Below are 24,628 nucleotides of genomic sequence, written 5' to 3' on the forward strand. Positions count from 1 at the left end.
CCATGAGCATCTTAAATGCAATAAGAAATAAGATTGCCCTAAGAGTGGTTGCAGTGGTAAGTCATCAGAAACCTTATGTCAGTAATCAATTAATTGCGGCATAAATTATATTAAAAAATACTTGCATGAGTCATAACAATCATCTCGACGATAGGAGAGATCTCTTGGTTATGCTAATTTGATTTATGGTTATTTCTTGATCAAGAGATCTCTCCTATCGTCGAGATGACGGCAGCGGCTCTCTTTTTTTCTTTTTATTCAGGAAACGTTCTAATAAAAACTTTTATATAAGTTTGGGGCATAATTGTATTTGTATGTTAGCTATTAAAAATTGTAAGTTCTTTGCGGATGGGCTGCAAGTTGCAGGTCAGAATGTCTTAATTGAAAATGGTGAGATCGTTAAAATCAGCAGCGAAGAGATTCCAGTCGGATATGAAATTGTAGATGCCGAAGGAAACTATTTAAGTCCTGGTTTTATTGACCTTCAGATTTATGGCAGTGGAAAGGACCTTTTTTCTGCTTACCCAACAGCAGACACGCTAAGTCAAATGGATTTGGATCTGCTAAGTAAAGGAACTACAAGCTTTTTAGCTTGTGTAGCAACTAACACTCCGGAGGTTGTTCATCAATCTATCGCTGCAGCAAAAGCTTATCGTAGCGAAGCCAGGGGTTTTCTGGGCTTACATTTGGAGGGCCCTTATATTAATGCAAAACGCAGAGGAGCCMATATTGAGAAATACATTTGCAAAGCCTCCCTTGATGAGGTAAAAAGGTTACTTGAATATGCAGATGGTACGGTAAAAATGATGACCATTGCTGCCGAACTTCAGGACGATGAGGTTATCAATTACCTGCTAGATAATAATATCGTGTTATCGCTGGGGCATAGTGATGCCAATTTTGAGCAAGCTACTGCAGCTTATGATATGGGCTTTAAAACCACAACGCATTTGTTTAATGCAATGCCTTCTATACATCATAGATCACCGAATTTGCCTGCCGCGGTATTTAGTCACCCTAAGGCAATGGCAAGCATTATTGCAGATGGAAATCATGTGGATTTTGAAATTGTAAAAATGAGCTACAAGCTGCTCCGTGAAAGAATTTTTTTGATAACTGATGCGGTTACTTCATGTAATATCGGGCCTTATCAGCATCAGCTTTCGGGTGAGAAATTCATTACTTCAGATGGAACTTTATCTGGATCTAACATAACAATGTTACAAGCGGTACAAAACTGTGTGGCGTATTGCGACATCCCATTGGCAGCAGCCTTGAATTTAGCCACACTAAACCCGGCAAGGCTGATTGAATTGGATGCTAAACTGGGCGATTTAAAGGTTGGAAATAAGGCGAATTTGGTCCTGCTTTCTGAAAAATTAGAGCTGTTAAAAGTTTTTGCAGAGGGAGTTGAACATTTGAGCCTTATTAATTAAAACAAATAGTTATTTTTGGAGTCATGAAGTATAAACGGATCCTATTGAAATTAAGTGGCGAATCGCTAATGGGCGATAAGCAGTATGGTATTGATAATGAGGTTGTAAAGCAGTATGCTGAAGACATTAAGGCGGTACATGCCAAAGGCCTTGAAATAGCAATTGTTATTGGTGGTGGTAATATTTTTAGAGGTTTAAGTGCTGAAAAATCTGGGATGGACCGTGCTCAAGCCGATTATATGGGTATGCTAGCCACAGTAATTAACAGTATGGCCTTGCAAGATGCGCTTGAAAAAGTAGGTCTTAAAACAAGATTGCTTACTGCAATAAAAATGGAGCAGATTTGTGAGCCTTTTATTCGCAGAAGAGCTGTACGTCACCTTGAAAAAGGACGTGTGGTGATTTTTGGAGCAGGTACTGGTAATCCTTATTTTACTACTGATTCTGCAGCTGCTTTACGCGCAATTGAGATAAAAGCAGATGTTGTTTTAAAAGGAACCCGTGTTGATGGTATTTATACCGCTGATCCGGAGAAAGATCCTGCAGCTACTAAATATTCAGAAATTACTTTTAAAGAAGTTTATGCTAATGGGTTAAACGTAATGGATATGACTGCTTTTACGCTTTGCGAAGAAAATAAACTCCCAATTATTGTTTTTGATATGAACAAAGCAGGTAATTTCATGAAAATCGCAAATGGCGATGGCATTGGTACACTTGTTAAAAACTAATAGCAATATTTTATATAAGTTTGGTTAAATTTTACACATCATGAATGACCTCATAAAGAAACAATTACAAGATGCTCAGGCTACCATGGAAAAAGCCATTTTGCACTGCGAGTCGGAACTGACGAAAATTCGTGCAGGAAAGGCTTCTGCTGGTATGCTGGATGGTATTATGGTTGATTATTACGGAAATCCTACTCCTTTAAGCCAGGTTGCAAGTATCAACACTCCAGATGCTCGTACATTGCTTATACAGCCTTGGGAAAAGGCTTTGCTAGTTCCTATTGAACGTGCAATTATGGAAGCAAACATAGGTATTAACCCTCAAAACGATGGTATTATTATCCGTTTGGTAGTTCCTCCTTTAACTGAAGAGCGTAGAAAGGATTTAGTTAAAAAGGTTAAAGAGGAAGCTGAAAGAGGTCGTATTACCGTTCGTAACATCCGTAAAGATGCCAACGAAAAGGTTAAGAAATTGAAAGGTGAAAGTGTTTCTGATGATGAGATCAAAACAGGTGAGGCTGAAGTTCAAAAAATTACCGATGCTTACATTGTAAAAATCGATAAACATGCCGAAGCAAAAGAAAAGGATATCATGACTGTTTAGGTCAGGATTATAATTTATACGTAAATTAAAGGGAATGGAAGTAATGCTTCATTCCCTTTGTTTATTTTTAACAAATTTTATTTATGAAAATCTTATTCAGCTATTTAAAAAACTATAAAGGTCTGATATTTCTGGCCTTGTTTCTGGCTGCAGTTAATCAGATATTTTCTTTTCTTGATCCCTATGTTTTTCGCCTGATCATTGATAAGTATGTAACGAACTATAAGCATTATACTACTGATGAGTTTATAAAGGGTGCCGGGGTACTTATTTTATTGGCTATGGGAGCAGCAATGGTTTCCCGCATCGCCAAGAATTTTCAGGACTATTATGTAAATGTGATTACGCAAAGACTGGGAGCTAAAATATATTCCGATGGTCTTGCTCATTCTTTGGAACTGCCATATCAGGTTTTTGAAGATCAGCGCAGCGGAGAAACATTAGGTATTTTACAAAAAGTTAGGATTGATACTGAGAAACTGGTTCAGGCGGTAATAAATGTTTTGTTTACAAGTATTATCGGGATCATTTTTGTGACGGTTTATGCCATCTCTGTATATTGGGTTATAGCTGTGGTGTATTTTTCTTCTATTCCTTTACTTGGGTTTTTAAGTTCGTTTTTAAGTAAACGGATTAAAAAAGTTCAAAAGAATATTGTAGCAGAAACAACATCACTTGCAGGTTCTACCACAGAATCGCTGCGTAATATTGAGCTGGTAAAAAGTCTGGGACTTGCCAAACAGGAAATAAACAGGTTAAATACTACAACCACGAAGATTTTAGGACTAGAGCTTAAAAAGGTAAAATACATCCGCAGTTTAAGCTTTATCCAGGGAACGTTTGTGAACCTGTTGCGTAACGGGCTGCTCTTTTTGATGATGTACCTGATCTTTGCAGGAAGAATTACGGTGGGTGAGTTCTTCTCACTATTCATTTACTCGTTCTTTATTTTTGGTCCTTTGCAGGAATTGGGTAATATCRTTAATGTTTACAGGGAAACGGAGGTATCGCTAAATAATTTTGAGCGGATCATGTCTATTCCAAAAGATAAGAAACCTGATAATCCGGCATCAATTGCTAAAATCAAAAAATTAGAATTTGATGAGGTTAGCTTTAAGCACCAATCGGCCTCTACTAACGCCTTAAATAGCATTAATTTCGAAACGAACCTTGGAGAAACGATTGCCTTTGTAGGGCCATCGGGCTCTGGTAAAACTACGCTTGTTAAACTTCTGGTAGGGTTGTACGAGCCTAAGGAAGGAGCCATTAAGTACAATGGAGTTACGGCTACGAACATAGATCTAGATGAATTGAGAGAGAAAATAGGCTTTGTAACGCAGGATACGCAATTGTTTTCTGGAACAATAAGAGAGAATTTGCAGTTTGTAAGGCCTGAGGCAACCGATGAGGAGTGTATGAAGGTATTACATCAGGCAGCTTGTCAGAACTTATTGGCCAGAGCGGATAAAGGCTTGGATACCATGATTGGTGAAGGTGGAGTGAAGGTTTCGGGAGGTGAAAAGCAGCGTTTGTCTATTGCCAGAGCACTATTGCGCAAGCCGGATATCCTGGTTTTTGATGAGGCAACCTCATCGTTGGATTCTTTAACGGAAGAAGAAATTACAGCAACAATAAGAGAGGTTTCTGATATAGATAACCACATGACGATATTAATTGCCCACCGCTTATCGACAATTAAACACGCCGATAGGATCTATGTATTGGAAAAAGGGAATGTAATTGAACAGGGAACTCACGATGAGCTTGTGCTTCAGAATGGTTTGTACTATGCGATGTGGAGACAACAGGTGGGTGAAAGGTTCTCTATCGTTTAAGGTTAAACATTCTGCTCGTTTATTTCCTGTAATGTTAACTTGGTTAAGTTTTTTGTTTTGAGGTAGGTAACGCCCGCAACGAGAATGGTCATGCTGCCTCCAAATACTACGGCAGGCACTGTTCTCATCAGTTTTGCAGTTAAACCTGATTCAAAAGCACCTATTTCATTTGAAGAGCCAATAAACATACTGTTTACAGCAGACACACGGCCGCGCATGTCATCTGGAGTTAGCAACTGCATAATGGTAGACCTGATGATTACACTTATGCTATCAAATGCGCCTTCTGCAAAGAGAAGTGCAAGCGTTAAGTAGAAGTTTTTAGATAGACCATAGCAGATGATACTGGTTCCAAAACCGGTTACCGCAATCAAAAGGTTTCTCCATGGCTTGTTCATAGGAGAGAAGCGTGTCATCGCTAACATGGTAATAACAGCCCCGCCAGAAGCAGCAGCACGCATAAATCCCAGGCCTTCTGAGCCTACTTTAAGAATATCATTAGCAAATACAGGTAAAAGGGCCACTGCTCCACCAAAAAATACAGAGAACAGGTCCAGACTCATTGCACCAAGCATCATTTTATTTTTAAATACAAAATGGACACCTTCGGTAAGGCTTTTTACTATGCTTTCTTTTGGTATATAAGTTGGCGGGTGTGGTTTTAAAAAGAAGATACAGATCAGTGAAATAGAGATAAAGATAATAATGACACTGTAAGTTACGGTTATGCCATAGAATCCATAAATTAACCCACCTGCCGCAGGGCCAAGTATAGATGCCAGCTGCCAACTCGAGCTGTTCCAGGTGCTTGAGTTAGGATAAAGCTTTTTAGGAATGATCTGAGCCATTAAAGAGAATGTTGCTGGACTGAAAAAACCTCTTGCTATACCTATTCCAAACACCATCAAATACATGATTGGCACAATATAACTTGTTGGTACGTATGCGTGCATTTGCTTTGTAGTGGCAATTAGCATCACTAAAGAACAAAGGAATACTCCGAAGAATATTTTGAGTAAGAGGCCTCTTTTTTCTGATTTATCTGCAACGTATCCTCCGTACAGTGCAATACCAATTGCGGGTATGGCTTCGCAGAGCCCCACTAGTCCCAAGGCAAGCGGATCCTTAGTTAAATGATAGATGTGAAAGCCGATAATAACAGCTTGCATTTGATATGCGAACGTAAAAAAGAAACGCATTCCGAGGTAAGATCTGAACTCTCTATAACGAAGGGCAGCGTAGGGATCTGGTTTTTCTATGATTTCGGTATTGTCCAAAAGGAAAAATATTTTGAACAAATGTAGTTGATAGACAAATAAATTTTAAGATTATTTTTCTTGCAATTACATAATCTTGTCATAAAATGTAAGATATGCTTCTCTCATATCTTCAGCCTGATTAATTGCGGCTGATGCTGCTATGCCAAAAACACCGGTTTCCATAAGTGCCTCTATATCATCGGCGGTAACACCCCCTACGGCTAAAACAGGTAAGATAATACCATTTTGATTTAAGGTGGCCATTGTTTTTTTATATCCCTCTATACCAATATGAGGAGCATTGTTTGGCTTGGTTGTCGTATCGCGGAAGGGGCCAAAGCCGGCATAGTCTGCTCCCTCTTTTGCAAGTCTGATTAAACCTTCAACTGTGTTTGACGAGCCTCCGATAGTTACTGCTTCCCCTAATTGTTCTCTTAGTTTTGTGAAATCAGCGTCCATATCTTCTATATGGAAACCTTGTATATCGGCTTTGCCATTAAGGTGAATGTGATCTGTAACGATTAAGGTAGCCCCCCAATCGTCACAGATTTCAGCAATCACATTGATATCTACTAAAAGCTCATCGTCGTTTTTAATTAAAMAGCGGTATTGAATCCACTTTGCCCCAGCCTCACAAGCTATTTGTGCCTGCTCGATATGGGTTAACGGCTCAATGTCGTGTGTAATAAAATGTAGTCTTTCGATGAACTTCTTCATAGGATTAAAATTTCAAATTTAGCGAAAGTAAGAAATTAGTTCCGGCCTGAGGGAAGTAAAAGTTCTCTGTTGTGGTTCCCCATGGGTAAATTGAACTGTAGGTATAACCATTGCTTTCGTACTTTCTGTTTAGAATGTTATTGGCAAGCAGGCCTATGTTTATGTTTTTGATTCCTTTTAAACTGAAGTCGTAACCAAGCCTTGCATTGTTTACCCAATAAGCATCGAGTTTACGGCTTTCGTTTTGAGTATTGTCCATGTATTGCTTACTCACGTATTTGCTTTGTAAGGCAATAGCAAAGCCAGCCACCAGTTTGTAAACCAGCTCTCCAAATATTACCGAGTTTGGCGAGAAAGAAATATCCGGGTTTGCATAGTTTGTAGCCTGTACATTAATCAGGTTAAAATCGTTATCATATTCTGATACATAGTCTACATAATTCTTGATCTTATTTCTGCTGAACGCTGCGTTTGCATTAACAGCAAAGTGAGAACTGATAATATAAGAAGCGTCTAGCTCCAGGCCAATCCTATAGCTCTTGTCTACATTTTGACGGTAAGCATCAGAATATTCGTTGATTTCGCCGGTAAAGATCAGCTGATCTTTGTAAAACATACCGTACGCATTTACGCCGACATTAAAATCTGTGTTTTTAAAGCGGTAGCCTGCCTCTATATTGTTTAGACGTTCTGGTTTAGGAACAGCCAGACCTTCTTTTAAATTGGTAAAATCATCGCGGTTTGGTTCTTTATTTGCAACACTAAATGAGGCGTAAAAGTTGCTTAACTCGTTTAGGAAATAGGTAGCTCCAACTTTAGGATTAAAGAAATTGTAGTTGTTATTGTAATCTAAACTTTTGCGATTCTTGTCAGTTCCTGAAATATCATATTTCACATTTCTGTACTGTAAGTCTGCAAACAAGCTTAACTGAGTTACCGGATTATAATTTACTTTGAAGTAGCTATTGAAGTCGTCCTTGTCTCCTTTGCCATCATAGTAATGATAATCGTTGGTTGATGTTGATGCATATTGAGCCCATATTACTTGTCCAAAATGTTTGCCTCTATATTGGTTATAAGCCCCACCCAGTGTGAAATTTAAATTAGATTCTGGTTGGTAGTTAAAGGCATAAGTAAGACCATAAAAGTTATTATCTAACCAACGACGACGAACAAGATCCGTTCTTTCAATAGTTGAACCGCCTGCTATAACATTTGGCAAACCATAGTTTTTAAGTTTCTGGTTGTTTTTATACTCTTCAAAATATCCTTCGCCCTGGGTTAGGTGTAATGCCCCGTTGAACGACAATTGTTCGTTGAACTGTTTTGCGTATAAAGCTTGATAATGGTTTTGTTTGTAGTTATCGTTCTGATCCTTATAAAGGAACTGATTGTATTTTCTGTTATCGGAATTGAAAAGGTTTAAAGAATCTGCCTGGGTGTTGTACAGATAGCCGAGATTATTGTTGTAATGTTCTTTTAAGCCCTCAATGTCGCCTCTAAGTTTAGCTTCAGGAACACCGTTCCAGGCTTGGTAAGTTTCTTCAGTTCCTGAAAATACGTTTACACGTAGTATATCGGTTTTTCCATGATATGCACCTGATAAGAAGTATGATTTAAGATTAGAGGCCGCACGGTCGATAAATCCATCAGATTTGATTCTTGATAAACGACCGTCAAAGCTCCATTTTCCATCAATAAGACCGGTACCTACTTTGACAGTATTTTTAAGGGTGTTGTAGCTTCCATAAGTGTTGTTTATTTCTGCGTAAGGGACTTCTGAGCTTGATGAAGTTTGGATGTTTAAACTTCCGCCAAATGCCCCAGCTCCGTTTGTTGAAGTTCCAACCCCGCGTTGGATTTGTACGTTGTCGACAGATGAAGCAAAATCAGGCATGTTTACCCAGAATGTACCTTGGCTTTCACTGTCATTATATGGGATCCCGTTTACAGTAACGTTTATCCTGCTCGCATCGCTGCCTCTTATTCTAATGCCTGTATATCCTACACCTGCACCGGCATCGGAGGTAACAACCACACCTGGTGTGTTGTTTAGGATGAAAGGAAGATCTTGTCCGAAGTTGTTTTGTTCAATGTCTGTTTTGCTAATGTTTTTATAAGTGGTTGCAGACTTTTCATTTGCACGGGTTGCGTTTACAATAACTTCGTCGGCAAGAAAAGCCGATTGAACTAATACAAAATCGAGCGTTTGATCGGCATTAATTGTGATGCTCTTTTCTATTGTTTGATAGCCAAGATAGCTTACTAATAACGTATAATTACCTGCTTTTAAATTGGTTAATTGATATTTTCCCTGTTTATCGGCAGTTGTTCCGGCAGATTTATTTTTTAGCTTAATAGTAGCGCCAGGTAATGTAGTATTTGATTTTTCGGATACGGTACCCGAAATGGAGAATTGCGCTTTTACCAACACCGGCAATAGCAACACAGCAAGCGCTGTGATCATTAATTTTTTCACTTTATTGTTTCTTTTAGTTAAACCACTGTAAGTAAGGGGTACTTACAGCCCAGTTAAACTCCATAACTCCAATCCCTCCGCCGGCATTATCCGGATCAGGTGCATATATCTGTAAACAGATATAATGGGTATGCTCTCAGCCTGTTTTCGTGTTTTTTACAAAACAAGGCACCCCTTTTTGATGGTACAAAGGTATTGATTTTTTTATCAGTGTAAAAATGTTTGAACTGCTGTAATTGCGTTATTTAATCTATCCTCTCCCTGACCGCCAACTTTAACGTATACTGCGTTCAAGGCTTTAAGCTCCTGATGCCATACCTGCATAAAATGTTCTCGTTTATGCGGGAAATCGCGAAGAGGATCTTCTTGCCAGGGTAGGTCAATATCCATCAGCAAGTATAAATCGTAATTGTATTTAGGGAGTGCATCAAGAACAATCTGAGGGGTTTCTCCAAAAACTTCATCGCTCCATATTTTTACAGTGATAAAGGTTGTATCACAGAAAACCAGGTCTTTTTCGGCTATGGCTAGTATGGAGTCTTCGAGTGCCAATTGCCCATGAAACATGTTTACCTCGTCCTGCAAATTGCATGGTTCGGTTAATGCCGCACAGTAATACCTTGCGTATTCAGGTACCCATAAGGTATCAAAGTGTTTTGCAAGCTGCTGGGTAATGGTTGATTTTCCAGTACTCTCCGGGCCAACAATGGCTATCTTTTTAATGGGTTTGTTCACGGTGGGTTTTCCTCCAATCTAAATAGCCTACAGAGGCAATATAAACATATAATGCATACATAACTGCTGTTGCATATAGGTCTTTTGAAACGTACATGCCAACATATATGATATCGACAAAAATCCAGATCAGCCAGTTCTGTAATACCTTTCTTGCAAGAAATATCTGGGCTATTAAACTACAGGCCGTACAAAAGCTGTCTAAAAAGGGGAACGAGGCATCTGTATTCTTTTTAAGTACAAAGCCCAGTATTAACGTAAAAATAATTACACCTAAAATGGAAAGCATAATTTCCTTTTTGGTAATGACTGTAATTGGTCGCGATGCTTCGGGATTATTTCTGTTCTTGCTCCAGAAATACCAGCCGTAGACATTCATCGCGAAAAAGTAAAACTGCAGACCCATATCGGCATACAGTTTTGATTCGAAGAAGATGAAAATATAGATAACTACACTTACTATAGCAATGGGCCAATTGTATATGTTGTTTTTGGCGGCAAGCCATACACATAGTATACCAGTGAAAACACCTAGCCATTCCAGTAAACCTGTTTGTAAAAATAACTGAGTGAAACTATCCTTTAGAACATCAAACATTTACCAAAAGTAAAAAAAAATCCGGCAGGAAGAATTCCATGCCGGATAGTAAACCAAACAAACTATTTATCTTTTATTGCGCTTTAGGTGATGAAGTAAAGCCTATTGATGTTCTTATGCTTACATCAGCGCTTGTGTTATTTCTTAAAACATATTCAACTCTTACACGGAGACTGGTTCCCTTTATGTAATCGTCCAAAAACTTTGAATTGTCTATATCTAACGCAAGTTCAGAGCCAATGTTCTCTTGTATATCACTTCTTGACGCAACCATGACCTCGCCACCGTTTTCATTTGATACAAAAAGCTTTACAGACTTAAACATGCCTAAGCTTTTGTTGCTAGGATTGCTGGCGATCATTTTTGCAGAGGCAATTCTAATTTCTTTTATATAATTGGTTCCGTTTTTATTTCCAAAAACATCATCAAAACTTGTTGCCGCAGATTTTGCAGAGATAGGCGTATCGCTTTTGCTTGRGGCAGGGATAACTATTGTTGCGGTGTAAGGAAATGTAGATTTAATAATAGATTGTACTGTTCCGCAACCAGCCAGAATTACAGTGATTGCAAATAAAAATGGTAATATCTTTTTCATAGTTRAGAATATGCAAATGTTATTCCATCACAAAAAAAGTGTTTTTATGCACCACGGCAGGTGATTTTGTAGTTAATTATATACAGATATTTGGAATAACTGTAGGTCTTTGTAGCTGTTTTTAAATTTTATAAAAACAATTTGTTTAATCTGTTTGTAGTTAACAAGCACTAGCTAGAATATGATATGGAACAATGATACTAACTAATTGATGGTTAAATAATATTGACTAACAGGAGTTGTGGAGGCTTCTTTAGTCAGCAAATTCAAATTCCTATGAAAAAGTTAAGTGTGAATTTTTTAGTAATTGCAGCGTTTTCGTTGTTGTTATTAGCTTTCGTTACCATTAAGGATGGCGGAATCAAAGGTAAAGTATCTCCTGATAGTGGTGCGGTGCAAGTGGTTGCCGTAGCAGGAACAGATACCATAAAAGGTGATCTTAGTAGTGGTAGTTTTACCATTAATAATGTAAAACCAGGTACCTACACCGTATGGGTTAAAGCTAAACCACCGTATAAAGACAAGTCAGTTGAGAACGTTGCTGTGGTTGATAGCACTGTAACCGACGTTGGGGAAATAAAACTTGAACAATAACTCTATAGATTAAACGCAGAGAAGGGGGCCATTTAGCCCCTTTTTCAGTTTATAAGGGTTTTTGAAAAAATACCTGATTTTTAACGTTCAAAAGCGTAACTTTGCATCCCGACAGAAGAGTCGGGGATCTTTAATGATATCAAAGAAATCTCTAAGACGATTCCAGTCTACAATAATTGCATTTTTTACCCTTATAACTTTAGACTTTTTAAAGCCTTATGCCWAAAGACACCTCGATACGCTCAGTACTAATTATCGGATCAGGACCAATTATTATTGGTCAAGCTTGTGAATTTGACTATTCAGGATCGCAAGCCGCCCTATCTTTGAAGGAAGAAGGGATTGAAGTTTCGATCATCAACTCCAATCCTGCAACCATTATGACCGATAAAGTAATCGGTGATCATGTTTACCTATGGCCATTGACAGTAGATTCTATTGAGCAGATCTTACAAGAACGTAAAATAGATGCTGTACTGCCTACCATGGGTGGTCAAACGGCTTTGAATCTTTGTATTGAGGCCTCTGAACGTGGAATTTGGGAGAAATATGGCGTGCGGGTGATTGGTGTTGATGTTGCTGCAATCGAAAAAACGGAAAACCGTGAAGCCTTCCGCCAGTTAATGGTTGATATAGGCGTAGGGGTTGCAACTTCAAAAATTGCCAACTCTTTCTTAGAAGGTAAAGAAGCTGCTCAGGAGATTGGTTATCCTTTGGTAATTCGCCCTTCTTATACCCTAGGTGGTTTTGGTGGTGGTTTTGTACACAAGAAAGAAGAATTTGACCAGGCTTTAAAACGCGGACTTGAGGCTTCTCCAACACATGAGGTATTGGTAGAACAAGCTGTTTTAGGCTGGAAAGAATACGAATTGGAGTTGTTGAGGGACAGTAATGACAATGTAATCATCATCTGTTCTATTGAAAATTTCGATCCAATGGGTATTCACACAGGCGATTCGATCACTGTGGCACCTGCCATGACATTGTCTGATCGTTGCTACCAGGATATGCGTAATCAGGCGATCAAAATGATGCGCGCGATCGGAAACTTCGCAGGTGGTTGTAATGTACAGTTCTCTGTAAATCCGGATAACGACGAGATCATTGCAATCGAGATTAACCCAAGGGTTTCGCGTTCATCGGCATTGGCCAGTAAGGCTACAGGTTATCCGATTGCTAAAATAGCTGCTAAACTTGCTATAGGTTATAACCTGGATGAGCTGGAAAACCAAATTACAAAAACTACATCTGCATATTTCGAACCAACACTTGATTATGTGATTGTGAAAGTTCCCCGTTGGAACTTCGATAAATTCAAAGGAGCGAACATGGAGTTGGGCTTGCAGATGAAATCTGTAGGTGAAGTAATGGCCATCGGACGTACTTTTATTGAAGCGGTACAAAAAGCTTGTCAGAGTTTGGAAATTGGCAGAGCTGGTTTAGGTGCTGATGGTAAACATAGCCGCAGTATTGAAGAGATTATGCATGGTCTTGAGCATCCAAGCTGGAATCGTTTGTTCCTGATTAAAGATGCCATGAGTATGGGTGTACCATTAGAGTCAATCCGTAAAGTTACACGTATTGATAAATGGTTCTTGTCACAAATACATGAATTGGTTCAGCTGGAAACAGAATTGAAACGTTATTCGCTAAATAATATTCCTAAAGATTTCTTCTTTACTTTAAAGCAGAAAGGTTTCTCTGATATTCAGATTGCTTATCTGCTAGGAAATGTAACTGAAGACGAAGTTTATGAGCGCAGGAAGTCATTAGGCATCAAACGTGTTTATAAAATGGTGGATACTTGTGCTGCTGAGTTTGCTGCACAAACACCTTATTACTACTCTACTTTTGAAGAAGAGAATGAATCCCTTCGTTCAGATAAAAAGAAAGTAATTGTATTGGGATCTGGTCCTAACCGTATTGGTCAGGGTATAGAATTCGATTACTCTTGTGTGCATGGTTTGCTCGCCGCGAAAGAGAGTGGCTTTGAAGCAATCATGATCAATTGTAACCCTGAGACGGTGTCTACAGACTTTAATATGGCTGATAAGCTATACTTTGAGCCGGTATTCTGGGAGCATGTACGTGAAATCATCGAGTTGGAGGATCCAGTAGGTGTTATTGTTCAATTGGGTGGTCAGACAGCCTTAAAAATGGCTGAGAAGCTCCAGGAAAACGGCATAAAGATCATTGGCACTTCTTATAACGATATGGATGTTGCTGAAGACAGGGGACGTTTCTCTGACTTGCTCAAAGAATTAGACATTCCGTATCCAAAATATGGTGTTGCAGAAAATGCTGAAGAAGCAATAGTTGTAGCAAATGAAGTGGGGTATCCGGTATTGGTTAGACCAAGTTATGTATTGGGTGGACAGGGGATGAGCATCGTGATCAACGATGAAGATCTTGAAAAGGCCGTTGTTAAATTATTAGGTGACCTTCCGGGTAACCGCGTACTGATTGACCACTTCCTGGACAGAGCGGAAGAAACCGAATCGGATTCGATCAGTGATGGCGAAGATGTTCATATTGTTGGATTGATGGAGCATATCGAGCCGGCTGGTATTCACTCTGGAGACTCTAGTGCTGTATTGCCACCTTTCAGTTTGTCTGAAAAGGTAATGAACGACATGGAGACTTACTCTAAAAAGATTGCGAGAGCCTTAAATGTAATCGGTTTGTTAAACATTCAGTTTGCAGTTAAAGACGAAAAAGTATATGTAATTGAAGCCAATCCAAGAGCGTCGAGAACTGTTCCTTTCATTGCTAAGGCTTATGATGTTCCTTACATCAACATTGCTGCTAAAGTGATGCTAGGTGTGAATAAACTGAAAGATTTTACCATCGAGCGTAAATTGGAAGGTTATGCGATTAAAGAGCCTGTTTTCTCTTTCTACAAATTCCCTGAGGTAACTAAAGAATTGGGACCGGAAATGAAGTCGACAGGGGAGTCCATCAGATTTATCAAAGACACTGAAGATCCTTACTTCAGACAGCTTGTTAAAGAAAAATCAATGTATTTATCTAAATAATATAAAGTCCCGAAAGGGACTTTTTTTATTAACTCCTTTTTTATTCTTTCCCCCAAATTCTAGTGTTAAGATCCAGTTCGCTAATAATTGCATACATAAAGCGAACGATGCTTAGGTCTTCATCTAATGATTTGGTGGTAAGCAGGCTTTTAAATACCGGAGGTTCAAAGTAATCCTTTTCTAAAGGGAAAGCTATGTAAACGTAAGAACCAATAAAAGATACAGAGATTGTAGCAGCGCTTTTGTCGTTTAGCTCGCATAATCTTTCCATCATTGCAGGAGTAAGAATATATCTGGCTTCTACCTGATCAGTTGAATAGGTAACAAAGGCCTTGTTAAATTCAATATTTTCCAGCTTTACAAGCTGTTTACTTGATGAGGAGAAGATCGGCATTTTATCGGATATCCAGGCGCCCAGCGCGCTTCCCATATCCTTTGGCTTAACTACTGTTAGGCCATTAAAATGTTTGTTGAAATCGGCACAAAATACGATTCCCTTTAAGATGGTGTGCCAATGCTCTTGTCGTCCGTTTTTTGTTTGTGTCTCGGTTTTGTATTCTGCATGAACTTCAGAAAAAGAGAACCTTGTTTTTCCTGCATTGCCATAAATTTGATCCTGACTCCTATATCTATCCGGGCGTTGAGTGAATAGCTGAGAATTAATGAAATCGCTTTCCGGTAACCCATACTTATATTCGATCTCTAAACTTGGATCTATGGACTTTAATACCGTAGCTACCACTCTTTGCTTAAATTCATGCCTATAGTCATTAAACTTTTGGCTGGAATTACTGAAAAGAACAATAGAAGTAATTATGGATGCGCCGCCACTTATGGCTCCCGCAATCATGAGGCTCCCAAGTAAAACGCCGATTGCTATAAGTATTACTCCACCTGCAAGAAACAGGTAGGCCTTTGTTTTTATATCGGAAACCTTTTTTCTCTGTATTTCGAGTTCATTAAGTATGATTTGTAAAGAGGCCCCTGTTGCAGTTTCTTCTGCCATTAGTTATTAAAAAGATCTTTTGCACTTATATTTTTTCGTTCTTCCTCTGTGTTTGCCAGTACAGCAATTGGCTGATAGTTCATCATTCCGGCAAAAATGCTTCCCGGGAACATCATAATTGCATTGTTGTAATCGGTAACTGAGGAATTGTAAGCTCTTCTTGCGGCTGCAATTTGTTCTTCGCTCTCTGTCCAGGTGCTTTGTAGGTTCAGGAAATTCTGGTTTGCTTTCAGATCCGGATAATTCTCTACGTTTACCATTAAGCCTTTAACGCTTGAGCCAAGTTGCTTATCCAGGTCTAATCTTTCCTCATTACTTAAGTTTGGGCTCGCGGCTTTGGCACGCAATTCTACCACTTTGGTTAACAGATCTCCTTCATACTGCATATACTGTTTTACAGTCTCAATTAAGTTTGGAAGTAAATCAAATCGTTTTTTAAGCATGGCGTCAATTGCAGAAAAAGCATTGGCTACCTGGTTCTTTTTGCCGATCAGCGAATTGTATATGCCGATTCCAAAAATTAGTAGCACAGCGATGATAATAGCGGCAATAATCATTATGATAAGGGTTAAGAGGTTAATTAATATTTAAATATATTAAAATTTAACATGCTCAAGCTAAAATTATTTACGAAAAAAATGGAATAAATAACCCTGTCTCGGAGAAGACAGGGTTTAATCAATCAATATTAAAAAGGAGAACCTTTTTAATTATTCTAAAAGTACAATTCCTTTGGCTTAAAATGAAAAAATCCTCGCTATCTTACGATAACGAGGATAATCATCCCTATTGTTTATTACCATTCATAAATGACTGATAACATGTAGGTAATTGCAATTAGTAGGCCAATCTGTTATATGTCTTCTTTTTTAAGGGTAACTGCCTTATATATAGCGGTATGTGTGATTTTACTGAAAATGTGCCAAATTTTTTAGAGGGAAAGAATATCCCCAATGTGTAGAAACTAAATGGCAAATATACACGGCAGTTCCACGCTTGGTTACCCAAATAGCAATGAAAATACGTCTTCAATCTTCCTTACAGGGGTCAATTCAATTTTAAATCGATCAAGAATAAGACCCTTTAAATTATAGTTAGAAATAAAGATCCGTTCAAACCCAAGCTTCTCTGCCTCAAGGATGCGTTGTTCAATTCGGTTAACTGCTCTGATCTCTCCTGATARACCAACTTCTGCTGCGAAACAGATTTTAGAAGATATAGCTATATCTTCATGCGAGGAGATTATTGCAACCATAATGGCCAGGTCAATTGCCGGATCTTCAACTTTAATTCCACCGGCTATGTTTAAGAAAACATCACGGGTACTTAATCTAAAACCACACCTTTTTTCGAGTACGGCAAGAAGCATGTTCATTCTTTTAGTATCAAAGCCATTTGCAGATCGCTGAGGAGTTCCATAGGCTGCGGCACTAACCAATGCCTGTGTTTCGATTAACATTGGTCTTGCGCCTTCTAAGGTGGCCGAAATTGCGATTCCGCTCATTTCTTCATCACGTTGTGATAACAGAATTTCGGAAGGATTGGAAACTTGCCGCAAACCCGTACTGTGCATTGCGTAAATTCCTAGTTCGGCAGCGGCCCCGAAACGATTCTTGATAGAGCGCAAAATTCTATATACATGATGCCTGTCGCCCTCAAACTGCAAAACGGTATCAACCATATGTTCCAGAATTTTTGGTCCGGCAATGGTGCCGTCTTTGGTAATATGGCCAATTAAAAATACAGGGGTGTCAGTTTCCTTTGCAAACCGGAGTAATTCTGCAGTGCACTCTCTTACCTGAGATACACTTCCAGGGGTTGAATCAATATTGGCCGAGTGAAGTGTTTGTATAGAATCAACAATGATAATATTTGGTTCAAGCGTTTCAATTTGTTTAAAAATATTTTGAGTAGAGGTTTCAGTTAGAATGTAGCAATCAGCTTTAGGTGTGGTAGTAATGCGCTCAGCCCTCATTTTAATTTGCTGTTCGCTTTCTTCTCCGGAAACATATAGAATCTTTTTGCCAGAGATATTTAAGGCCAGCTGCAGCATCAGGGTAGATTTACCGATTCCTGGTTCACCTCCAATCAGTATTACAGAGCCGGCAACTAAACCTCCACCCAAAACCCTGTCGAGCTCAAGATCACCTGTTAAAGTTCTTTCTTCGCTTATCGATTGGATGTCATCAACTTTGGATGGTTTATTTAAGCGTTGGATGCCGGTGGATGTTTTCCAGGAAGGTACCTTAGTGCTTGTTTTCTCTATGATTTCTTCGACGAAGGTATTCCATTCATTGCATGAAGGACATCTCCCTAGCCATTTCGCTGATTCATACCCACAACTTTGGCAGAAATATGCTGATTTAGTTTTAGCCAATTGATTACAATTTAATTCTACTAATTTATGCTTAATTCTATTAAAACAAACAGGCCCGATCTCTAAGAAATCGGGCCTGTTTAGTTAATAAGTTAATTTTTACAATTTAATTTCTTCGTCTTTTGAAGAAAGAAAGTGAAACTCAGTCAAATTATAAGACGAGACTGATCTGATTTTAATTCGTTGTCCGAATTTAAAAAACCATTTCCACTGTAAAGAGATAAAGCCCTTTTTAATGAAAGCTTCAATATACGGGTGTACACAAAGCGTAATATTTTTTTCGTTTTGCTCCTGCAAAATATAGGTCAGGTTATTTTCAATGTCATCCATTAAAACAATACTGGCCTTAATTTCCCCCGTACCGTCACAGGTAGGGCATTTCTCACTGGTTACAATGTTCATTTCGGGCCTTACACGCTGACGTGTGATCTGAACAAGGCCAAACTTACTTGGCGGCAATATGGTGTGCTTAGCACGATCCAGTAACATCAGATCCTTAAGATAGTCGAACAACATTTTACGGTTAACAGGCTTGTGCATATCGATAAAATCGATTACTACAATACCACCCATATCCCTTAAACGAAGTTGGCGGGCAATCTCCTTGGCGGCTTCTTTATTCACCTGCAAGGCATTGTCTTCCTGATTCTCTTTGCTGGCTGTTCTGTTTCCGCTGTTTACATCAATAACATGAAGCGCTTCAGTATGTTCAACAACAAGGTAGGCTCCTCCAGCTAAGTTTACTGTTTTACCAAAAGAGTTCTTGATTTGTTTCTCAATGCCGAAATGCTCAAAAATAGGTTCTTTATGTTTGTACAGTTTCACGATCTTTTCCATTTCCGGAGAGATTTCGTGAACATAGGAACGAATATCTTCAAACAGGCTATTGTCGCTTACATAAACATTTGTAAAGTCAGTGCTTAAAATATCACGGATCAATGTTGATGTCCGATCCATTTCTCCCCAAACTCGTTTAGAAGGTTCTGCATCAGGAAGCTTTTTAATAAAGCTTTCCCATTTAGCTACAGAATCCAAAAGGTCTTTTTGAAGTTCTGCAACTCCTTTTCCTTCAGAAACGGTTCTGATAATTACTCCAAAATTTTTAGGTTTAATACTTTCAATAATCTTTTTTAAACGATTACGTTCGGTATTGCTTTTAATCTTTTTTGAAATAGAGATTACATTAGAGAAAGGAACTAATACAATATATCTGCCAGCTATTGAAAGGTCTGAACTTAAACGAGGACCTTTAGTTGAAATTGGCTCTTTTGCTATCTGAACAGGTAAAACAAGATTCTTGCTTACTACTTCCGATATTTTGCCTGCTTTGTTAATGTCTCCCTCTAGCTTGAAATTATCCAGTAAAGTGCCATTAACAGAGCCATTACGCTTGATTTTAGTTAGCTTAATTAAAGATTGGACTTGAGGACCAAGATCAAAATAATGCAGAAATGCATCTTTTTCATAACCAACATCTACGAACGCAGCATTTAGACCCGGCATGATTTTTTTGATGCGGCCTAAATAAATGTCGCCAACGGCGTAATTGTTGTTGATCTGTTCTTTATGAAGTTCTACAAGTTGTTTGTCTTCAACTAAAGCTATGGTTACTCCCAGTGGAGAGGAATCTATAATTAATTCTTTTACCAAAAGCTACAGATTTTAAGGCATTAAATGCCTTATTAACACATGGACAAATAAAAAAAACATTGCAACGAAAAATAAGGCTAAGATCTTGTCGTAGCCTTATTTTCTATGCAAAACATTAAGAAAAATTATTTTTTCTTATGTCTGTTTTTTCTTAAACGTTTTTTGCGTTTGTGGGTAGCCATTTTATGTCTTTTTCTTTTTTTACCGCTTGGCATAATCTTGAATTTTAAATATTTTTTTTAATCTGTTTATTAATTTTTACTCTTTAGCTCCAATACTTTATCATCAATGAATTTAGATAATTTGGGATTGGCGGCTAGCTTTTTACTCTTAAGATAAGCATCAATAGCATCTGCATTTTTACCAAGGCTTTCGTAAGCTGTGGCTAAATAGAAGTACGCATCGGGAGTAGGCTTAATGGCGATAATGTTGTTAAATCTGGTTATGGCTTTATCAAACTGGCCAGATTTAATTGCGAATGTACCTAAACTCATATTCGCTTTCAAATTCTTTGGGTCTTTTTTTACCACATCCATCAATAACGCAATACCTTTCATTGGCATTCCCATTCCATTAACAATGGTAATTCCCAGGCCTGTCTTAGCATCAGCACTTGTTGAGTCAATACTTACGGCATTAGTATAAGCAGCATTTGCTCTTTGTAATAATGCAGGTTGTAATATACTGTCTCTTGAGTTGTCAAATGCCTTTAAAAAACGGTCTCCGGTAATTAACCAGCTGGCTAATGTTTTCTCTTGATTGGCTATAATCTCAAGGTATAAAGCGCTTGGTGCACTTTGATCAACATCATCCCACTTTTGCGCAAGCACTTTAGCGGCCGTAACCTTATCGGTAGAAGCTTTATATGTGCTCTCAAGTGAAGTAATTTCAGCGGCAAAGTTTGGACTGATCAGGGTTTTACCAGAAGCCGAAACTTCTTCCAAACTAATTGGCTGAGGGGTTTCCGATGTCATCTGCCCTGCGGCTGGAACATTCGTTGTCTRCTCTTTTGGCTTAACTAAACCTTTAATATCCCTTGTAAACAAAAAAGCTCCAAGCAATACTATTGCTCCAATTATGATAATTTGTCTTGAACGGATATTGTTTAGCATAAGTTGATTAAGCTTCTACGCTTACTTTTTTAGAGTTGTTTTTTACTTTGTCAACAAACACTTTTGCTGGTTTGAAACTTGGTACAAAATGCTCTGGGATAATAATTGCAGTGTTTTTAGAAATATTTCTCGCAGTTTTTTGCGCTCTCTTTTTTACAACAAAACTACCAAAACCTCTAACATATACATTCTCTCCTCCGATCATACTGTTCTTGATCACTTTGAAAAATGCCTCAACGGTTTCTTGTACATCTACCTTTTCAATTCCTGTTTTTGTTGATATTTCTGAAATAATATCTGCCTTAGTCATATTCTATTATTTATTTATAGTGTATTATATACTTTATAAGTGTTTTGGGGTTGCAAAAGTATTGCTTTTTAATGAGATAGGAAAATAAAAGATGATTTATTTGTTTCATATTGTATCAGAGAATTGCAAGTTTTGCCGAAAACAAATTAATAACGCCGTATTTTTGCGTCTATGGCTTTTCAAACAGAAATAGTAAAATGGTATTTAAATCATAAAAGAGACTTACCATGGCGGGGTACAACGGATGCTTATGTGATCTGGCTTTCAGAAATTATATTGCAACAAACCAGGGTAGAACAAGGATTGCCTTATTTTAATAGATTTTTAGAAAATTACCCAACAGTTACTGCGTTTGCTGCAGCTACAGAAACACAGATACTTAAACTATGGCAGGGGTTGGGTTATTATTCAAGAGGAAGAAACATGCTTTATACTGCCAAGCAGATCCAGGAAGTTTATGATGGGAAATTCCCTACAAAGTATGATGATCTAATTCGCTTGAAAGGAATAGGGGATTATACCGCTGCAGCCATTTCATCGTTTTCTTCGAATGAGATGAAAGCAGTTCTGGATGGCAACGTGTTTAGAGTATTGTCGAGATATTTTGGAATTGAAACCCCAATAAACAGTCCTGCCGGGAAAAAGCAATTCATAGAGTTGGCACAAAATCTAATAGCCGGACAAGAACCTTCTGTATACAACCAGGCCATTATGGAGTTTGGAGCGTTGCATTGCAAGCCTAAATCTCCTGCCTGCGAATCCTGCCCTGTTCAATCTGATTGTTTTGCCAGGAAAAATGATCTTGTAAATATGCTTCCTGTTAAAGAGAAAAAACTTAAAAAACGCACTCGTTATTTTAACTATCTGGTATGTTTTAATGGAGATGAAATCCTGGTAAACAAAAGGAATCCTGGAGACATCTGGCAGGAGCTGTATGATTTTCCTTTAATAGAAACTGACGACAATTACCTGGAAGCACAAGAACAATTCCTGACCATATTGAAGAATAATTTTGGCGACACCTGTACAATTACGCCATTAGAGCAGAAAAAACATTTATTGACCCACCAAACTATATATGTTCAATTTTTTGCTTTAGATAATTATATCATTAACTTTAATCAGAATGCAGAAATAAAATGGGTTTCATTAAGCGAGCTGGACGAATTGCCACAACCTAAAGTGATAACAAATTTTATAAGCTCTTATTCCGTAAATTAGATAAATCAGAATTCATGTCAGGTATTAACAAAGTTATTTTAGTAGGACATTTAGGAAAAGATCCTGAAGTCAGACATTTAGATGGAGGTGTAACCGTAGCAAGTTTCCCATTGGCAACATCAGAGACGTATAACAAAGATGGCAAAAGAATAGAGCAAACAGAGTGGCATAATATTGTTTTGTGGAGAGGTTTAGCAGAAGTAGCCTCAAAGTATTTGCAAAAGGGCAAACTGGTGTATATTGAAGGTAAGCTTCGTACCCGCTCTTTTGAAGACAAAGAGCGAGTAAAGAAGTATGTTACAGAAGTAGTTGCAGAGAATTTTACAATTCTGGGCAGAAAGAGTGATTTTGAACAAACCCCATCTACGGGCGAGAATAGTACGCCAAAAAGCGAAACGGATTACATTGATCCAAGCGACGCTTCAGGTGATTTGCCTTTCTAACTAAATATAAAGAACTAAATCTGTTACTCCACAGTAACAGATTTAGCCAGATTTCTCGGTTGGTCTACATTGCAGCCTCTTAATACTGCGATATGATAAGATAGCAATTGAAGCGGTATTGTGGCCAGTAATGGTAAGAATGCCTCACTGGCATCAGGTATCTCTATACAATAATCTACCATTTTTCTAACCTCAACATCTCCCTCGGTGACTATCGCCAAGACAATTCCTTTTCTGGCCTTCACTTCCTGGATATTGCTGATTACTTTCTCGTAAGATGAATTTTTAGTGGCGATAACAACTACTGGCATTTCCTCGTCTATAAGCGCTATGGGGCCGTGTTTCATCTCGGCGGCCGGATATCCCTCGGCATGGATGTAAGAGATCTCCTTGAGCTTTAAAGCTCCTTCCAGCGCTACAGGGAAACCACTTCCCCTGCCAAGGAATAGGCAATTTCTTGAATCCTTAAATTTCTCGGCAATTTCTTTTATAAGATCATTAGATTCAAGCGCCACTTGTATTTTATCTGGGATGCAATCTAACTCGGTAAGTAGTTCAACCAATTTTGAATTGGTAAGCGTACCTTTTTGCTGAGCCATATAAAAAGCCATTAAAGTAAGCACCGTAACCTGAGCAGTAAAGGCTTTGGTTGAAGCAACTCCAATTTCAGGTCCGGCATGTGTATAAACACCGGCATGTGTTAATCGTGGTATGGAGGCGCCCACAACGTTACATACACCAAAAATCGTCGCACCCCTCTCTTTGGCCATTTCAATTGCGGCCATTGTATCTGCTGTTTCTCCAGATTGAGAAATGGCAATCACGATGTCTTTTTCAGTAATTATTGGATTTCTGTATCTAAATTCTGATGCATATTCCACTTCTACAGGGATTCTTGCATATTCTTCAATCAAATACTCACCTACAAGACCAGCATGCCATGAAGTGCCACAGGCAACAATAATTATACGATCAATATTTTTTAGCTTGTCGGCATATTCTTTTATTCCGCCCAGTTGTACTTTACCTTCGTTTGGATAGATACGGCCTCTCATACAATCTCTGATTGAGCGCGACTGCTCAAAGATCTCTTTTAGCATGAAATGTTCATACCCACCTTTTTCGAGCATCTCAAGTTTTAACTCGAGCTCTTGAACATAAGGTGTTTGTACTACATTATCCAGGCGTTTTATCAATAACTCATCGCGTTTAATAAATGCAATTTCATTATCGTTCAGGTAGATCACATTTTTGGTGTACTCAACAATAGGCGTGGCATCCGAAGCAATAAAGTATTCTCCATCGCCAACTCCTATAACCATTGGACTTCCTTTTCTTGCAGCGATCAGTTGATCTGGATGCTCCTCGTCCATCAAAACAATTGCGTAAGCTCCACTAACCTCACGTAAGGCCAGTCGAACAGCTTCCAGCAGATCTATCTTTTCGTTTTTATAAATTTCTTCAATTAAGTGTACCAGAACTTCGGTATCGGTATCACTTTTAAAGTCGTGGCCCCTGGTTATTAGCTCTTCTTTGAGTGTAGCATAGTTCTCAATAATCCCGTTGTGAATTATAGTAAGCTTGCCATTGTTGGATGTATGGGGGTGCGAGTTTCTATCGGAAGGGGCTCCATGGGTAGCCCATCTGGTATGGCCAATTCCCGCTGTGCCAGATAAATTCTTACCTGCAGCAAAGTTCTCCAGTTCTGTAACCTTTCCTGCCTTTTTATAGATGTTTAATCCATCATCAGAAATAAGCGCAATACCAGCACTGTCGTATCCGCGGTATTCTAATCTTTTTAGTCCTTTAATAACTATTGGCCACGCTTCTCTGTGACCGATATAACCAACTATTCCACACATACATACTGGGTTTAAAAAATATATCCTCC

General features: G+C 38.5%; 21 protein-coding genes. 8 read left to right on the plus strand and 13 right to left on the minus strand.

Translation table 11 applies throughout. From position 1 onward, the window contains the following. Positions 1–314: 314 nt before the first annotated feature. From nagA to AC1DG9_RS05425, 4 genes are all read left to right on the plus strand, one after another. Positions 315–1,436 (plus strand): N-acetylglucosamine-6-phosphate deacetylase, encoded by a 1,122-nt coding sequence (gene nagA / locus AC1DG9_RS05410; RefSeq protein WP_477634382.1) that lies wholly within the window; start codon positions 315–317, stop codon positions 1,434–1,436. 23 nt (positions 1,437–1,459) lie between these two features. Beyond that, on the plus strand, positions 1,460–2,167 hold the full coding sequence (gene pyrH, locus AC1DG9_RS05415; RefSeq protein WP_172659226.1) for a UMP kinase: 708 nt from the start codon (positions 1,460–1,462) through the stop codon (positions 2,165–2,167). A 40-nt stretch (positions 2,168–2,207) separates the two neighbouring features. Further along, positions 2,208–2,771, plus strand: a complete 564-nt coding sequence (gene frr / locus AC1DG9_RS05420; protein ID WP_048907907.1) for a ribosome recycling factor — start codon at positions 2,208–2,210, stop codon at positions 2,769–2,771. Positions 2,772–2,854: 83 nt separating this feature from the next. After that, positions 2,855–4,606 (plus strand): ABC transporter ATP-binding protein, encoded by a 1,752-nt coding sequence (locus tag AC1DG9_RS05425; protein WP_477634383.1) that lies wholly within the window; start codon positions 2,855–2,857, stop codon positions 4,604–4,606. A gap of 2 nt (positions 4,607–4,608) precedes the next feature. Here AC1DG9_RS05425 and AC1DG9_RS05430 read toward each other — a convergent pair whose 3' ends face one another. From AC1DG9_RS05430 to AC1DG9_RS05455, 6 genes are all read right to left on the minus strand, one after another. Continuing rightward, a complete protein-coding gene (locus AC1DG9_RS05430; RefSeq protein WP_337718231.1) occupies positions 4,609–5,883 on the minus strand; it encodes an MFS transporter in 1,275 nt (424 codons plus the stop codon). Positions 5,884–5,949: 66 nt separating this feature from the next. Next, complete coding sequence (locus AC1DG9_RS05435; protein WP_477634385.1) at positions 5,950–6,582, minus strand: thiamine phosphate synthase; 633 nt, start codon at positions 6,580–6,582, stop codon at positions 5,950–5,952. A 4-nt stretch (positions 6,583–6,586) separates the two neighbouring features. Continuing rightward, positions 6,587–9,061 carry a TonB-dependent receptor gene (locus AC1DG9_RS05440; protein WP_477612027.1) on the minus strand — a complete coding sequence of 825 codons (2,475 nt, stop codon included), beginning with the start codon at positions 9,059–9,061 and terminating at the stop codon, positions 6,587–6,589. A gap of 207 nt (positions 9,062–9,268) precedes the next feature. Continuing rightward, positions 9,269–9,796, minus strand: a complete 528-nt coding sequence (locus AC1DG9_RS05445) for an AAA family ATPase (RefSeq protein ID WP_288884034.1) — start codon at positions 9,794–9,796, stop codon at positions 9,269–9,271. Then, entirely contained in the window at positions 9,780–10,394 is a 615-nt protein-coding gene (gene pnuC, locus AC1DG9_RS05450; RefSeq protein WP_337718235.1) for a nicotinamide riboside transporter PnuC, read from the minus strand. The genes AC1DG9_RS05445 and pnuC overlap by 17 nt, the downstream gene beginning before the upstream one ends. 73 nt (positions 10,395–10,467) lie before the next feature. After that, positions 10,468–10,989: a hypothetical protein gene (locus AC1DG9_RS05455; protein ID WP_477634386.1), complete on the minus strand. Its 522-nt coding sequence runs from the start codon at positions 10,987–10,989 to the stop codon at positions 10,468–10,470. 276 nt (positions 10,990–11,265) lie between these two features. Between AC1DG9_RS05455 and AC1DG9_RS05460 the strand changes: the two genes are divergently transcribed. Together AC1DG9_RS05460 and carB are read left to right on the plus strand one after the other, a co-directional pair. Further along, positions 11,266–11,583 (plus strand): peptidase associated/transthyretin-like domain-containing protein, encoded by a 318-nt coding sequence (locus AC1DG9_RS05460; protein WP_172659220.1) that lies wholly within the window; start codon positions 11,266–11,268, stop codon positions 11,581–11,583. Positions 11,584–11,801: 218 nt separating this feature from the next. Next, positions 11,802–14,618, plus strand: coding sequence for a carbamoyl-phosphate synthase large subunit (carB, locus tag AC1DG9_RS05465; protein ID WP_048907899.1), 2,817 nt, complete (start codon positions 11,802–11,804; stop codon positions 14,616–14,618). Positions 14,619–14,658: 40 nt separating this feature from the next. Here carB and AC1DG9_RS05470 read toward each other — a convergent pair whose 3' ends face one another. The 6 genes from AC1DG9_RS05470 to AC1DG9_RS05495 all read right to left on the minus strand — a co-directional run bounded on the left by AC1DG9_RS05470 (position 14,659) and on the right by AC1DG9_RS05495 (position 21,073). Further along, positions 14,659–15,624, minus strand: coding sequence for a DUF3137 domain-containing protein (locus tag AC1DG9_RS05470; protein WP_337718237.1), 966 nt, complete (start codon positions 15,622–15,624; stop codon positions 14,659–14,661). Beyond that, entirely contained in the window at positions 15,624–16,181 is a 558-nt protein-coding gene (locus AC1DG9_RS05475) for a LemA family protein (RefSeq protein WP_172659218.1), read from the minus strand. Before AC1DG9_RS05475 ends, AC1DG9_RS05470 begins: the two co-directional genes overlap by 1 nt. 443 nt (positions 16,182–16,624) lie before the next feature. Next, on the minus strand, positions 16,625–18,001 hold the full coding sequence (radA, locus tag AC1DG9_RS05480; protein WP_337718239.1) for a DNA repair protein RadA: 1,377 nt from the start codon (positions 17,999–18,001) through the stop codon (positions 16,625–16,627). Between the two features lie 99 nt (positions 18,002–18,100). Next, entirely contained in the window at positions 18,101–19,651 is a 1,551-nt protein-coding gene (locus AC1DG9_RS05485; protein WP_172659216.1) for an Rne/Rng family ribonuclease, read from the minus strand. 251 nt (positions 19,652–19,902) lie between these two features. Further along, on the minus strand, positions 19,903–20,763 hold the full coding sequence (locus tag AC1DG9_RS05490; RefSeq protein ID WP_477634387.1) for a tetratricopeptide repeat protein: 861 nt from the start codon (positions 20,761–20,763) through the stop codon (positions 19,903–19,905). Between the two features lie 7 nt (positions 20,764–20,770). Beyond that, positions 20,771–21,073, minus strand: a complete 303-nt coding sequence (locus AC1DG9_RS05495) for an HU family DNA-binding protein (RefSeq protein WP_008240139.1) — start codon at positions 21,071–21,073, stop codon at positions 20,771–20,773. Between the two features lie 171 nt (positions 21,074–21,244). Between AC1DG9_RS05495 and mutY the strand changes: the two genes are divergently transcribed. Together mutY and AC1DG9_RS05505 are read left to right on the plus strand one after the other, a co-directional pair. Then, positions 21,245–22,294 carry an A/G-specific adenine glycosylase gene (gene mutY, locus AC1DG9_RS05500; protein WP_337718240.1) on the plus strand — a complete coding sequence of 350 codons (1,050 nt, stop codon included), beginning with the start codon at positions 21,245–21,247 and terminating at the stop codon, positions 22,292–22,294. Between the two features lie 14 nt (positions 22,295–22,308). Further along, complete coding sequence (locus AC1DG9_RS05505; protein WP_048907892.1) at positions 22,309–22,737, plus strand: single-stranded DNA-binding protein; 429 nt, start codon at positions 22,309–22,311, stop codon at positions 22,735–22,737. A gap of 23 nt (positions 22,738–22,760) precedes the next feature. Here the strand turns inward: AC1DG9_RS05505 and glmS are convergent, their stop codons facing one another. Then, positions 22,761–24,599: a glutamine--fructose-6-phosphate transaminase (isomerizing) gene (gene glmS / locus AC1DG9_RS05510; RefSeq protein WP_172659213.1), complete on the minus strand. Its 1,839-nt coding sequence runs from the start codon at positions 24,597–24,599 to the stop codon at positions 22,761–22,763. Positions 24,600–24,628 lie beyond the last annotated feature (29 nt).

The sequence above is a fragment of the Pedobacter sp. 05L430 genome (assembly GCF_056397585.1).